The sequence below is a fragment of the Collinsella aerofaciens genome (assembly GCF_039758815.1).
GTDB lineage: Bacteria > Actinomycetota > Coriobacteriia > Coriobacteriales > Coriobacteriaceae > Collinsella > Collinsella aerofaciens_BP.
The window spans coordinates 47,438-60,720 of the sequence record NZ_JBDMSK010000003.1; the positions used below are offsets into that span (position 1 = coordinate 47,438).

Consider the following 13,283-nt stretch of genomic DNA (forward strand, 5'->3'; position numbering starts at 1 on the left):
GCGATAAACCAATCATAGCGATAAATAAAACGTTCGGCTTGGCTGGGAGTTTTGGTCCGCCGGTCTATGAACGACGGACCGCTCGACGCTGCGCGGGGCCAACATAGGGGCGCTGTCCTTGTTGGGCCGTTTGCGCCCGGGGCGTTACCCGAGCACGCGTACGGGCCCCAAGAGGCCGCTGGGATCGGAGGGCTCGGTCATGCCGAACATGTCGGGGACGGCGTGGTCGAGGGTGTTGATGATATCGATCGTAAGCGCGTGCTCACCGGCCAAAAGCGCGCCGGCCTCAAAGCGGTAAGGCGGACAGATGCGTGTGCCGAGGGATTTGCCGTCGAGGGTGACGGTTGCGGTCTCAAAGACCTCCCCAAGGTCGATGACGGTGCGGCTGGCCGCTTCGCCCAGGACAAAGGAAGCCCGGTAGCGGAATGTGCCGGCCTTGCCGGGGAACTCGGCCGAGGAAAGGTCGTGCAGGTCCGCAAGCTCAACAGACTCGCCAAAGGCATCGGTGCCAGGGGTAGAGAAGGCAACCGTCCAGGGCCCGTCGACGCATGTGGCTTCGTCTTCGGCGGTTGCCACAGCAACGGAACCTGTAGCCCCAAGGACCACGATGCAGCTCTCGTAGGGAGCCAGCTCGAGCGTGCCGTCAAAGGCGGCGGGCTCGGTGCCGTTGAGCAGGTCGAGGCGCGCGCCTGCAACGGGTGTGCCGTCGGCAAGCGCAATCTGAGTGGAGATACCCTGCTTGGGATGCTCGTTGACGAGCATCAGATAGCTCTCGCCCGCCCGCTCGTAGCGCAGTGCGCGCAGCCAGGGCTGGGGCTCGGCGCAAACCACGGTCTGCATGCCGGTATTGGCAAGTGTGTCTGCGAGCTCGGTGGTCGCCAGGAGCTTGATGTCGGCGACCGCGGCTGCATCCAGGGAGGCAAAGCCCTCGCGGCCTGCAGTGTCACCGTCGTAGCGCTTGTTCGGCAACTCATCCAGCGCGTGCACGGCAACACCTGCGGCTGCGGCACGCGCGGCAAAGTCGAGCACGGCTCCGCCGACAAACTCGGCTCCGGGCATCACCAGGCAGCGGTATGCCTGGCCGTTCACGCTAAAGCCGCTACCGTCTGCGGCAATTTCAACGGCATAGCGCCCTGCGTCCTCAAATGCCTCTGCCGGCACGATGTCAAAGTCGACCTGCGCGCGCAAAAGCTCGGAGGCGGCATGCTGCATAAAGTTCGCCTTGCCTGCCCACTCGGCGTCCGCATGGTAGAGAAGCGCCACCGGGGTCGTTGCGCGCCCGCCGCTCAGCAGGCTCGCCGTACGGTTCATGTAGCTCATGAGCTGCCCAAAGTGTGCAAACTGGGGGTTTTGGCTATGCGCATAGAAATGCGGCGGGCAGTCCCAGTCGGGGAAGGCGGCCATGCTAAAGGCATGCGGCACAAACCAATTGACGCCGCGCACCAAAAAATGATCGGCGATCCACTTCATCTCGCGTAGGCCTTCGTGCCATCCAAATGCGCCAAAGACCTCGGCCATGCAGCGCCCCTGCTTTTTGGGGTCGAGGTGTGCTGCCGAGGAGCCCAGCTTGGGCAGCACGTAGTTATAGAACTCGAGGTCCCACACGCCGCGTCCGTAGCTGTGAAGGCCGCGGTCCATGCCGGGTACCAGCTGGTTGATCACGATGTCGACGCCCGCCATGTCCTGACCGCCCACGGCGCGGAAGTAGTGCCCGGCGCCCACGCCCAGGCGCGCGTGGCAGTCCTTGTCCTCGATAACGTGGCCGATGTACTGCACGCCGCGCGCGCGGCACCAGTCGCCGAGCTGGTCGCAGAAACACTCCTTATAGAGGGTGCTTGCGATGTCCATATAGACGTGGCGTACGTGCGCGCCGGCCGGCTCGCGGTCCCACAGGTGCGGGAGCTCGGCCAGGTAGCGCTCGCCCAGTGCCGCGCGTAGGCGACGCTCAAGCTCGGCCGACCAGGGTAGGGGCGCGGTGGCCTTGCCGATGAGCGTGTCCGAGATGCCATCGGGGCCCGTGGTGCCCTTCTCGTTGGCAAATCCGGGCTCATCGGAGAAAAAGCCCAGGATCGTCTTGCCAAACTCATCGCCCAGATGCTCAAAATGCGGCTCGTAGACAGCATCGATGAGCTGCGCCACCGAGGCGCGGTCGACCATATTGATGTAGTCCTCGTTGTAGGAGGTCTTGCCGCTCGTGAACATCACGCATGCCTGCGTGAGGCCCGCAGGTGCATCGAAGACCAGACGGCTGGGGTTGCCGTCTGCATCGTCGATTACTCGGTAAGCGACGTCGACGGGGCTGCCGTCCTGCATAAATGTCACGCCGTAGAAGCGCTCCGTTTTGTCGAGCATGTTGGCGAGCGCGATGCTCGCGGCGGACGTGGAGCCCACGATGTCGAACGTGCGGTGCGTGAGCACGATCTTGCGGAGCTCGGGCACGGCCTCCTTGACGGCGCCGTTGGCAAAGCCCGTGGGGAAGTGCGCGTCGTCCAAGATCCAGAGCTTAAGGCCCAGCTGCCTGCACTCGTCAATGACAAAGCGCAAGTCGCGCCACCAGCCCTCGCCGCAAAAATCGGGGTGTGGGCGGCTTTCGAGACAGACCTCGTGGATGTCGGCGCCGGCGATCTTTTCCAGATACTCGGCAATGGTCTTATGGCTCTCGCCCTTCATCCACAAAAACGGAAGCACGTGGTTGTCGTATGTGCCCTCGAGCACCTGCTGATAGTACGCGGTCATGGATCCTCCTTGGCTCGATCGATCTGCTGCATAGCACAGATTATGGACGCGTCGGCGCGTTCTGCTAATATCTGAATCACGACGAACTATGACCAAATCAACGATTGGCAAGCCATGGAGATCGACGAGCTCGAGCGTAGGCTCAGCGAACTGAGCACCAGTGAGATCGCTTATAAAGACGGCATGGCATTTGATTGGTCGATTATGACCGAGCATGTCGAAATCGACGGATGCCCAGTGCGCAAGATTGGGCAGCCAGGGTTTGCCTATGCCCAGCCCGGCATGCCGCGTGGCCTGACGATAAGGAAAAACTCGCGCTTTAATGCAGTTCCCGAGCACGTGCATGATTACGTGGAGCTGAGCTATGTGTATCGCGGACGCTGCCCGCAGACGGTGGCGGGGGAGAGGCTCGAGCTGGGCCGCAACGAGGTGCTTTTGCTCGACGCCCTCTGCCCGCATGCCGTGGCGGCGCTTGGTGAGGACGACATCATGCTAAGCATGACCGTTTCACGCTCTTTTTTGCGCCGGAGTCTCGAGTCGAGCCTCTCGCGCGAGAGCGCGGTCTCGCGGTTTTTGTTCAACGCGCTCAACAGCGAGACGGACCATCGGGGCCATGTCCGTTTTCATTGCGGCGAGAGCCGTCGGATTCGGCGCTACATGCAGGAGATGCTCTGCGAGCTGTACGACCCGAGCCCCAACGGTCCCGAGATCGTCTTGCGTCTGTTTCAGCTGTTTTTGGCCGAGCTCATGGATTGCTACGAGCGCGAGCTGGTGCGCGGCGCGGCGGACGGCACGGCGGGGCCCACTGCCCTGGTGACGGGAATGCTTGGCTATATCGATCGCGAATTCGCTGCATGCTCCCTCGAGGGGATGGCGGCGGAGTTTGGCTTGAGCCCTAATTATGCGACGGCGCTTCTCAAGCGCCATGTGGGCAAGACCTTTAGGCAGCTTGTGCAGGAGCGACGCCTGGTACGTGCGACCGAGCTTCTGCGCGGCGGCGCCACGGCCGGGGCGGCTGCGCATGCGGTGGGCTATGAAAACATGAGCTTCTTCTACCGTAAGTTTCACGACAAGTATGGCTGCACCCCCGCGGCATACCGCCGGTAAGCGCGGGGCGGATCGTCTTCGCTCCTTCGGTGTCAAAAAGTTTCAGCTGCAGCGCTGTTGCAGCGCGCGTCTGCGAAAAGAAGTGTCGGGTTTGGCACCCCTGCCCCTGCCTGTCGCGTGCGTGGGCGATACTCGGCTTATCGAACCGCGATGCAAAGGAGATGCTCATGGCAAACATCAAGTTCCCCGAGGGCTTCTATTGGGGTGGCGCCACCGCCGCCAACCAGTTTGAGGGTGCTTGGAACGTGGACGGCCGCGGCCCTTCCGTCGACGACCACTTCCTGGGCGGCAGCTACAAGGAGCCGCGTCAGATCACGATCGACATCGACCCCGACCGTTTCTATCCCAACCATGACGGTATCGACTTCTACCATCACTACGAGGAGGATATCGCGCTGTTCGCCGAGATGGGCTTCAACATGTTCCGCATGTCCATCTCCTGGAGCCGCATCTTCCCCAACGGCGACGACGCCGAGCCCAACGAGGCCGGCCTCGCCTTCTACGACCGCGTCTTCGACTGCCTGCGCGCTCACAATATCGAGCCACTCGTGACCCTGTCGCACTACGAGATGCCCTATCACCTGGTCGAGAAATACAACGGCTGGGCGAGCCGCGAGCTCATCGGCTTCTTTGAGAAGTACTGCCAGACCGTCTTCGACCGCTATCAGGACAAGGTCAAGTTCTGGCTCACCTTCAACGAGATCAACTGCGGCACTCAGGACATGGGCAACCTCTTTGAGACCAGCATGATTCAGGGCTTTGAGGGCCCGGCTTCGGCGGTCCACACCACGCCGCAGGCCCGTATGCAGGCCCTGCATCACCAGTTTGTCGCCAGCGGCCGCGTCGTGCGCTATGCCCACGAGCACTATCCGCAGTTTAAGATGGGCAACATGGACTGCTTCATCCTCTCCTATGCCGCCACGTGCGATCCGGCCGACGTGTTCGCCACGCAGCAGGAGATGAATACCATGAACTGGTACTGCTCCGACGTGCAGGTGCGCGGCAAGTATCCGTTCTATGCCAAGCGCTTCTGGGCCGAGAACGATGTCGAGCTTGTGATGGAGGACGGTGACCTGCAGGATATCGCCGACGGCAAGGTCGATTTCTACACCTTTAGCTACTACATGTCCGGCACTGTGGGCACCCACAAGGATCACGAGATGACCGAGGGCAACATGACCTTTGGCGGCAAGAATCCCTATCTGGAGTCCACCGACTGGGGCTGGCAGATCGATCCGCTGGGTCTGCGCATCGCCCTCAACGAGATTTACGCCCGCTACGAGATTCCGCTGATGGTGGTCGAGAATGGCATGGGCGCCTACGATGAGGTCGAGGAGGACGGTTCCATCCACGACCCGTATCGTATCGCCTACTTGCAGAGCCACGTCAAGGCCATGGGCGAGGCCATTGCCGACGGCGTCGACCTGATCGCCTACACCTGGTGGGGCCCCATCGACCTGGTTTCCGCCGGCACCGGCGAGATGCGCAAGCGCTACGGCTTCATTCACGTCGATAAGTACGACGACGGCACCGGCACCTACGAGCGCCGCCGCAAGGACAGCTTCTACGCCTACCAGAAGATCATCAAGTCCAACGGTGCCGAGGGCCTGGATTAATCGACAATATGAGTGCCACCGGGGAAAAGCGTTGGGATGGGCTCGCGATTCGAGTCCCCACCTTAGCATTTGAACCATTTGGCACTATAATCACCATAGGCATGCGCACAACGTTGCGCTTAATCAAGAGGAGAAAACGTATGGGTCTGTTTGACATGTTCAAGAAGAAGGCTGAGCCCGCGGCTGCCGCTGCTCCGGCCTCCATCTCTGCTTCTGCCGGCGCCGACGTGCTGTGCTCGCCCGTCAAGGGCAAGGTCATCAAGATGGCCGACGTGCCCGATCCCGTCTTTGGTGGCGAGGTTCTGGGCAAGGGCTGTGCCGTGTGGCCCGAGGACGATCTGGTCTACGCTCCCTGCGACGGTAAGGTGACCGTCACCATGGGTCACGCCGTGGGTCTGCAGTCCGATAGCGGCATCGAGGTTCTGGTGCACGTTGGCGTCGATACCGTCAACATGAACGGTGATGGCTTCGAGGGCTTCGTCAAGGCCGACGACGTTGTGAAGGCTGGCCAGCCCATACTCAAGATCGACCGCGCCAAGATCGCCGCTGCCGGTTACAAGGACTGCGTCGTGGTGGCCGTGTCCAACACCGCCGAGTTTGCCGACGTCGAGCTCACCGTTGAGGCAGAGTCCGCCGTCGCCGCCGGTGACGCCATCGTTAAGGTCGTTCGCAAGTAAACTGCGGCGTTCAAAGGATGTGCAAGGGTGGTCGGGTTTTCCGGCCACCTTTTTTATTGCACCGTGGGGAAGCGTTTTATTGCGCGTTGGGCGGGCTTGCAAACCGTTCGGACGCTAAAACGAACCGACCGCGCCTTCGCGTTGCCGAGGGTGTTCATAAGTGGATAGTATGGGCTTACTTATTACAACGTGTGCCGCGTCCGGGAAGCGCGGTGCCGCTCATTGGGAGGAACAACATGAAAAAGAAGCTGCTGCTTGCGCCCCTCATGGCCGTCTTGGTTGCATGCGTGGTCGTGCTTTCCGGCTGTGGAGGTCCTTCGGTTGAGGGGCTCATCACCGAGGATCTTACGACGCAGTTTGACGAGGTCAAGAACGGTGGCGACGACTTCCTTTCTGGTCTGGAGGAAGCTTCGGGCGACGAGTTCGAGCAGCTGGGTATCGATCCCAAGGAGTATGCCAAGACCTATCTCGAGGGCTTTGACTACAAGATCGGCGACGTGACGGTCGACGAGGACAAGGGTGTCGCGACCGCCGAGGTCTCTATCACCTGCAAGTCTATGAACAAGATCGTCGAGGACTTCTCCACCCAGTATCAGGAGAAGGTCGCCGCGCTTGACACGGTTCCTTCCGATGACGAGCTGTACAAGATGGCCGGTCAGGTTATGGTCGATGTGACCAAGGCCACCGAGCCCAGGAAGACCACGGTTATCTTCAAGTACACCTGCAACGACGACGGCGAGTGGTCTGCCGACGACTCCGTCAACTCCGAGATGATGGATGCAATGCTGAACTAGGGGGTTACGCGGTAGTTCGTTACGGCGTTTTACCAAACGCCGTAACTGCTCGACGCTGCAAACGCCCCTAAGCGGCAATCTGACGTTCAATTTCAAGGGCGCGACCAGAAGGTCAGCGCCCTTTCATTTCACGTCACCTTGCTCGCTTAGGGGCGTTTTCGCTGTCCGTTCTCTACCTGCGGCGTTGCCATGGTGGTCATTGGGGCGGCACTTGGGGACGTTCCTTTTCTGCCGGCAGTTGGGGACACTCCTTGTGCCAGCGTTGCATCGAGTGCTTGGGAAACCGCGACCCGGTTTTTGGCCGAATAGTGGGTCGCATTTTCCGGATGGGGTGGGTTGCGGAAAGTGCGACCCGGAATATTGCTCTGAAACGGGATGCGGTTTCCCTGATGTGCCTCAAACGGAAAGCGCATCCCATTCCGGAGCTCCAAAACGGGATGCGCTTTCTGCGCGGAAGAATTGTCGCAGCTGCGTTAAGCAGTGTCGCTCGTTACTCGCCCAGGATCAGCGCTGCGAGCTCGTCCTGGGTGTCCACCACGTAGTCGGCGCCGGCGGCTTCCAGCTCTGCGCGGCCGCGGAAGCCCCAGCTGACGCCCGCACTCTTAAGGCCGGCGTTGTGACCGGTCAGGATATCGACATTGGAATCGCCCACATAGAGCGTGGTCGCCGGATTGGCGCCCAGCTCTTCCATCACATGCAGCGTAACAGGCGCCTCGGGCTTGGGGGGAAACGCATCGATGCGGCCCTGCACCAGCGCAAAGCGCTCGGAACCAAAATAATTCTCGATAAGCGGAGCCGCCGAGACGTGGTCCTTGTTAGTGAGCACGGCAAGCTGCACGCCCGCGGCGCGCAGGCGGTCGAGCATCTCGATCGTACCGGCATAGGGGGCGGTGTGGTCCTCCTTGTGCTCGCCGTAGTAAGCCCTAAACTCGGCAAGCGTTTGCTCAAACATACGGCTGTCGCCCGCATACTCGGCAGGCATAAAGCGTTCGACCAGCTTGAGCATGCCGTTTCCCACCTTGTAGCGGTACTCGTCAACGGCAAACGTGGGCCAGCCGTGCGCCTCGCAGGTATGGTTGCCGGCGGCCGCCAGGTCCTCGAGCGTGTTGAGGATGGTGCCGTCCAGGTCAAAGATCACATGGGAAAAAGCTGCTGCCATGGGTGCTCCTGCCGCTTGAGTTGTAAAACGCACCCCATGATACTGGGCATGCGTGCCGGGCATGTTTGGAATCTGAATATCTTTAATAGCCCTGAGCCTTTGTCGTTAGCAAATTCTCGGCAGCTGCTCTCCTACGAGCATGTCGAGGATGCGGGTCGAACCCCAGCCGGTGCGCACGCGCACGGCGGGGCGGGCGCCCTCGGCAAGTGGCAACACGCGGCCGATAATCGCGGCGTTCTCGCCGTAGCGGGCGGCGCGCATGGCGGCCAGCGCCGCATCGGCTTGCTCGGCCGGCACGACGGCAACCATCTTGCCCTCGTTTGCCACCTGCAGCACATCGTAGCCGAGCATCTCGCAGGCGGCCTGCACGTCGGGACGCACGGGCACGGCATCCTCGTCGACCTCCATGGCAACATTGCTGGCCTGGGCAAACTCGTTGAGTGTGGACGCCAAGCCACCGCGCGTGGGGTCGCGGAAGCAGCGTGTGTCGGGTGCTGCGGAAAGCACATCGGCAATCAGGTGGTTGAGCGGCGCGGCGTCGCTTTCGATGGTGCTCGAAAACGCCAGACCCTCGCGCTGACTCATGATGGCGATGCCGTGGTCGCCCAGTGTGCCCGACACCAGGATGACGTCGCCGGGGCGGCAGTTGGCGCCGCTGAGCGCCACGCCCGTGGGAACCTCGCCCACGCCGGCGGTATTGATGTAGACGCCGTCGGCCCCGCCGCGCTCGACCACCTTGGTGTCGCCCGTGATTATGGACACGCCCGCCTCATGCGCCGTTTCGGCCATCGTCTGCACAATCTGGCGGAGCTTATCCATGGGATAGCCCTCTTCGAGGATAAAGCCGCACGATAGGTAGCGCACGTTGGCACCCGAGGTCGCGACGTCGTTGACGGTTCCGCACACGGCGAGGCGGCCGATGTTGCCACCGGGGAAGAACTGCGGCGAGACTACAAAGCTGTCGGTCGACATGGCGATGCGCCCGCTCGCGGGCAGCGCGGCGACGCCGGCGTCGTTGCCTTCGAGCAGCTCGGGCGACCCAAAGGCGTCCAAAAAGACCTCATCGATGATGCGTTTCATCATCTGACCGCCAGAGCCGTGGCCTAACAGGACGGTGCTGTCAGTGATGCTATGGGACATATCCAAAACTCCAATCGTGGGTGGTGCCAGTGTGCGGGTGCGTCCGGGCTAGTTGCGGTAGCGGTAGTAAGCCGCGCAGCTGCCCTCGGAGCTCACCATGCACGGGCCGACGGGATGCTCGGGCGTGCAGGTGCGGCCAAAGAGCGGGCAGCCGCTCGGTGCAATGGCCCCGCGCAGCACGTCGCCGCAGCGGCATCCGCGCGGCTCGACCGTCGGCTCAACGGGCACGTCAAAGCGAGTGCGGGCATCAAAGCGCGAGAACTCGGGGCGGATGGAAAGGCCCGAGTTGGCAATCGGCCCCAGCCCGCGCCACGTGGTGTCGCATGGCTCAAACACCTGCTCGACGAGCTGGCGCGCCACGGGGTTGCCGTCTGCGTTGACGCCGCGGCGGTAGGCGTTGCCGATCGCGGGCCTGTCCTCGACAACCATCTGGACCAGCATGCAGATGCCTTGCAGGATATCGACCGGTTCAAATCCCGTGACCACGCCCGGGGTATTGAATTCGTCGATCAAAAAGCCAAAGGGCGCCAAGCCCGTGATGGTGGCGACGTGGCCCGGCAGGATAAAGCCGTCGATGGTGGTCTCGGGATCGTTGGCGATGGCGCGCAACGCCGGCGGCGTGGTCTTGTGGGCGCAATAGACCGAAAAGTTCAAAAGCCCGCGCGCCTCGGCTTCCAAGATGGCGGCGGCGATGGTGGGCGTTGTGGTCTCAAAGCCCACGCCCATAAAAATGACCGGACGATCGGGGTTTTGCTCGGCAATGTCGAGCGCATCGAGCGGGGAATAGACGATGCGGATGTCGCGCCCTGTCGCCTTTTGCGCAGCGAGCGAGGTAGACGATCCGGGCACGCGCATCATGTCGCCAAAGGTGGTGATGATGGCGCCGTCTATGTTGGCGAGCGCGATTGCATGGTCGATGTCGCGGTTGGCGGTAACGCAGACGGGGCAGCCTGGTCCGCTCAGCAGCTTGAGCCCGGCCGGCATAATGGAGCGAAAGCCATAGCGGCCGATGCTCACGGTGTGCGTGCCGCAGACTTCCATAAGGTTGATGGCGCGGTCGCCGACAAGCTCATGAATGCGCTCGATGAGCTCGCGAGCCAGCTTGGGATTGCGGAATGCCGAGAAGTCGATACCGGAGCGAGCCGGCTGTTCGGGCGCCACTAGTAAGCCTCCGCCGGGTTGCTGGCGAGCTGGTCTTCTTCGACCAGCTCAGTCATGGTGTTAACGAGCTCGAGCGTTTCTTGCGCTTCCTGCTCGTCGACAATCTGGATGCCAAAGCCGGCGTGTACGAGAATATAGTCGCCAACCTGCGCCGTCGGCACGAGTCGCAGCGACACGGGGCGCTCGATGCCCATCATGTCGACGGTGGCCTTGAGGTCGTCGTCGCGTTTGACCACTTTGCCGGGAACGGCAAGGCACATATTGTTCCCCTTTTATACGCTTTGCGCTGGATGGGCGCTTAATAATCCATCAGTTGATGGTAGCGCTCGCGGGCGCTGCGGGCAAACGCGCTACACCTGTGAGACGGCGGCTTGCGGGCTGGCCGAACAGCCTATTGCGGTGCGACCTGTGCGAGGCGAGTGCGTGCGACTGCCGCCTGACCGTAGGCGATGCAGCCGTCGTTAACGGGCACGGTTTGGGGAATCAAGACCGTAAGGCCTGCGTCTTTAAGCTTGCGGGTGAGGAGCTGAAGCAAAAGTCGGTTCATGAACACGCCGCCCGAGAGCGCGACGGTATCGATGCCTTCGCGAGTGCAAATCTTGCGCGCGATATGGGTCGTAGCGTGCGCGATGGCGATGTGGAACTCGAGGGCAAGCCTGTCGGCCGGCGTGCCTGCCTCGATTCCATTCAGAAGAGCTTCGATGGGCGGTTGGGGGTCCAAGATGGGGGAGTCGTCGGCAGACGTGAATACGCCTGCATGATTACCGTCGAAACGAACGGTCTTACCGCCGAGCGCGCGCCAGGCGGCGGCTTCGAGTTCTATGGCGGGTTCGCCCTCGTAGGTTGCCTGGCCGCAAATGCCCAAAATCGCGGCTGCGGCATCAAAGAGACGCCCCATGCTGCTGGTGCGCGGACTGTTGATGCCGCGCTCGATCATCGTTGCCGTTATGCTGCGCGTTTGCTCGTCAAGGCTGTTCAAAAGCCGAGCGGTACCTGGGTGCTCGAGCAGACCGAGCTCACTGAGCAGGGCAAAGGCGTTGCGGCGGGCGTCGCGCACGGAGGCCGCCCCGCCGGGGAGCGCCCAGGTGCGCAAATGCGCGGCGCGCTCAAAGCCGCCAAGGCCGGCGACAAGAAACTCGCCGCCCCAAATGGTCCCATCGGTGCCGGCGCCGGTGCCGTCAAAGGCGATGCCAAGGACGCGCGCGTCGGTTGTAAGCCGGCCCGCGGCGATGGCCTCGGCCATTACGCTCGCGATATGCGCATGATGGTGCTGCACCTCGACGAGCGGCAGATTGCATTTTCGCGCCTGCTCGCGCGCCCACTGGCCCGATAGATAGCTGGGGTGTACATCGCAGGCCAAGGCAGCGGGCGCCAAGTCAAAGAGATCTTCCAAGCGCGTGCGCGCGGCGTTCCAGGCATCGAAGGTCCCGCCGTTTTCAACATCGCCGATATGCTGCGACACAAAACAGGTTGCCTCGCCGTTCGTCCCTTCACGCGTGAGCGCAATCGTGGCCTTTTGTTGCGGCCCGCAGGCGAGTACGCAGGACGGAGCGCCGTCGAGCGCCGGCAACGGCAGCGGCTGGGGTGCATATCCGCGAGCGCGGCGAACGGGCATAACGGCGCCGTTCGCCGCGCGCACTACAGAGTCGTCGTAGCGCGAGAGGATCGCGCGGTCGTTACCGAGCAACGCGTCGGCAATGCCGGCGGCAACGAGGCGCTCCCAGGCAAGATCGTCATCGGTCTCGATGGGCTCTTCGCTCAGGTTGCCGCTGGTCATGACGAGCGCGTGCATACCGTGCGACGCGGCGGCTGTAAGCAGAAGATGCTGAAGCGGGGTGTAGGGGAGCATAACGCCAAGCTCGGGCAGGTCGCGCGCGACGGACGGTGCGAGTGCGAGGGCGTCGGGAGAATCGCCGTCGCTCCCGCAAACAGCACGCCGGCGCAGCAGCACGATGGGGCGGATACTGCCAGCGAGCAGATCGCGTTCAGCATCGTCGATATGACACAGGCGCTCGGTATCAGCAAGACTGCGCACCATGACGGCAAGTGGTTTGTTGCTGCGGCGTTTGCGACGGCGCAGCTCGGCTACCGCCTGCTCGTTGGCAGCGTCGCAGGCTAGATGGAATCCGCCCAGGCCCTTGATGGCGACGATGTCACCGCTGGCCAGCAGCTCAACGCAGCGCTCAATGATAGCGTCGCTGGCCTCGCGTGTGGTGCCGACGGCCGGTGTCGCGGACGAATTCCCGCACGCATCGCCGTTCACAGCCTCGCGCCACGTAATATGCGGCCCGCAATCAAAGCAGGCATCGGGTTGCGCGTGAAAACGCCGGTCGAGTGGGTCGGCATACTCCGCGGCACACCTGGGACACATGGGGAAACGGTCCATCGATGTGGCCGCTCGGTCATAAGGCAGCGATCGGATGATGGTAAAGCGTGGGCCGCAGTTAGTGCAGTTGATAAAGGGGTAGTGATAGCGTCGGTCGGCGGGATCGAACAATTCGCGCAGGCAATCGTCACAGGTGGCGATATCGGGCGAGACGAGCGTCGTGTGCGCGGTCTGGTCCTGCGATGCTACGATGCGAAAGCCCTGTTCATCGGCGGCATCCCAACCGTTGGCTGCCAGGTCCACAACCTCGACATACTCTATGCGGGCTGCCACAGGCGCATGCTCAGAAAGCGCGACAACAAAAGCATCGAGCGCATCGGCCGGAGCGTGCGCCTCGATATGCACGCCGTCGCCCGCATTGAGCACCCATCCGCAAATGCCATGCGCCATGGCCTCGCGATACACAAACGGTCGCATGCCAACGCCCTGCACAATGCCCGTCACATGAATATGCACATGCCGCATGCGACACCCCTCATCAAAACCGACCAAAAAGGGACAGGTTTA

General features: G+C 62.3%; 10 protein-coding genes. 4 read left to right on the forward strand and 6 right to left on the reverse strand.

All coding sequences use genetic code 11. The features are described from left to right. Nucleotides 1-144: 144 nt before the first annotated feature. The gene (locus tag ABHT90_RS03255; protein ID WP_346981597.1) at nucleotides 145-2,736 is read right to left on the reverse strand and encodes a hypothetical protein; all 2,592 of its coding nucleotides are present in this window, start codon (nucleotides 2,734-2,736) and stop codon (nucleotides 145-147) included. A 114-nt stretch (nucleotides 2,737-2,850) separates the two neighbouring features. Here ABHT90_RS03255 and ABHT90_RS03260 point away from each other — a divergent pair, with 114 nt between their 5' ends. From ABHT90_RS03260 to ABHT90_RS03275, 4 genes are all read left to right on the forward strand, one after another. Further along, nucleotides 2,851-3,843, forward strand: a complete 993-nt coding sequence (locus tag ABHT90_RS03260) for an AraC family transcriptional regulator (RefSeq protein ID WP_346981599.1) — start codon at nucleotides 2,851-2,853, stop codon at nucleotides 3,841-3,843. Between the two features lie 167 nt (nucleotides 3,844-4,010). Then, nucleotides 4,011-5,459 carry a glycoside hydrolase family 1 protein gene (locus ABHT90_RS03265; protein WP_346981601.1) on the forward strand — a complete coding sequence of 483 codons (1,449 nt, stop codon included), beginning with the start codon at nucleotides 4,011-4,013 and terminating at the stop codon, nucleotides 5,457-5,459. A gap of 140 nt (nucleotides 5,460-5,599) precedes the next feature. Next, nucleotides 5,600-6,136: a PTS sugar transporter subunit IIA gene (locus ABHT90_RS03270; protein ID WP_035136613.1), complete on the forward strand. Its 537-nt coding sequence runs from the start codon at nucleotides 5,600-5,602 to the stop codon at nucleotides 6,134-6,136. 236 nt (nucleotides 6,137-6,372) lie between these two features. Then, nucleotides 6,373-6,930, forward strand: a complete 558-nt coding sequence (locus ABHT90_RS03275; RefSeq protein ID WP_346981602.1) for a hypothetical protein — start codon at nucleotides 6,373-6,375, stop codon at nucleotides 6,928-6,930. Nucleotides 6,931-7,420: 490 nt separating this feature from the next. Here the strand turns inward: ABHT90_RS03275 and ABHT90_RS03280 are convergent, their stop codons facing one another. The 5 genes from ABHT90_RS03280 to hypF form a co-directional block, all read right to left on the reverse strand. Continuing rightward, complete coding sequence (locus tag ABHT90_RS03280) at nucleotides 7,421-8,089, reverse strand: HAD family hydrolase (protein ID WP_346981604.1); 669 nt, start codon at nucleotides 8,087-8,089, stop codon at nucleotides 7,421-7,423. Between the two features lie 105 nt (nucleotides 8,090-8,194). Further along, nucleotides 8,195-9,229 carry a hydrogenase expression/formation protein HypE gene (gene hypE / locus ABHT90_RS03285; RefSeq protein WP_346981605.1) on the reverse strand — a complete coding sequence of 345 codons (1,035 nt, stop codon included), beginning with the start codon at nucleotides 9,227-9,229 and terminating at the stop codon, nucleotides 8,195-8,197. 48 nt (nucleotides 9,230-9,277) lie between these two features. Next, on the reverse strand, nucleotides 9,278-10,390 hold the full coding sequence (hypD, locus tag ABHT90_RS03290) for a hydrogenase formation protein HypD (protein ID WP_346981606.1): 1,113 nt from the start codon (nucleotides 10,388-10,390) through the stop codon (nucleotides 9,278-9,280). Beyond that, nucleotides 10,390-10,650 carry a HypC/HybG/HupF family hydrogenase formation chaperone gene (locus tag ABHT90_RS03295; protein ID WP_215674329.1) on the reverse strand — a complete coding sequence of 87 codons (261 nt, stop codon included), beginning with the start codon at nucleotides 10,648-10,650 and terminating at the stop codon, nucleotides 10,390-10,392. The genes hypD and ABHT90_RS03295 overlap by 1 nt, the downstream gene beginning before the upstream one ends. Before the next feature lie 131 nt (nucleotides 10,651-10,781). Further along, nucleotides 10,782-13,241, reverse strand: coding sequence for a carbamoyltransferase HypF (gene hypF / locus ABHT90_RS03300; protein ID WP_346981608.1), 2,460 nt, complete (start codon nucleotides 13,239-13,241; stop codon nucleotides 10,782-10,784). Nucleotides 13,242-13,283: the final 42 nt, after the last annotated feature.

Coding starts and splice junctions, on each gene's coding strand:
- ABHT90_RS03255 (WP_346981597.1), bottom strand. CDS start 2,736: ATGACCGCGTACTATCAGCAGGTGCTCGAGGGCACATACGACAACCAC.
- ABHT90_RS03260 (WP_346981599.1), top strand. CDS start 2,851: ATGGAGATCGACGAGCTCGAGCGTAGGCTCAGCGAACTGAGCACCAGT.
- ABHT90_RS03265 (WP_346981601.1), top strand. CDS start 4,011: ATGGCAAACATCAAGTTCCCCGAGGGCTTCTATTGGGGTGGCGCCACC.
- ABHT90_RS03270 (WP_035136613.1), top strand. CDS start 5,600: ATGGGTCTGTTTGACATGTTCAAGAAGAAGGCTGAGCCCGCGGCTGCC.
- ABHT90_RS03275 (WP_346981602.1), top strand. CDS start 6,373: ATGAAAAAGAAGCTGCTGCTTGCGCCCCTCATGGCCGTCTTGGTTGCA.
- ABHT90_RS03280 (WP_346981604.1), bottom strand. CDS start 8,089: ATGGCAGCAGCTTTTTCCCATGTGATCTTTGACCTGGACGGCACCATC.
- hypE (WP_346981605.1), bottom strand. CDS start 9,229: ATGTCCCATAGCATCACTGACAGCACCGTCCTGTTAGGCCACGGCTCT.
- ABHT90_RS03295 (WP_215674329.1), bottom strand. CDS start 10,650: ATGTGCCTTGCCGTTCCCGGCAAAGTGGTCAAACGCGACGACGACCTC.
- hypF (WP_346981608.1), bottom strand. CDS start 13,241: ATGCGGCATGTGCATATTCATGTGACGGGCATTGTGCAGGGCGTTGGC.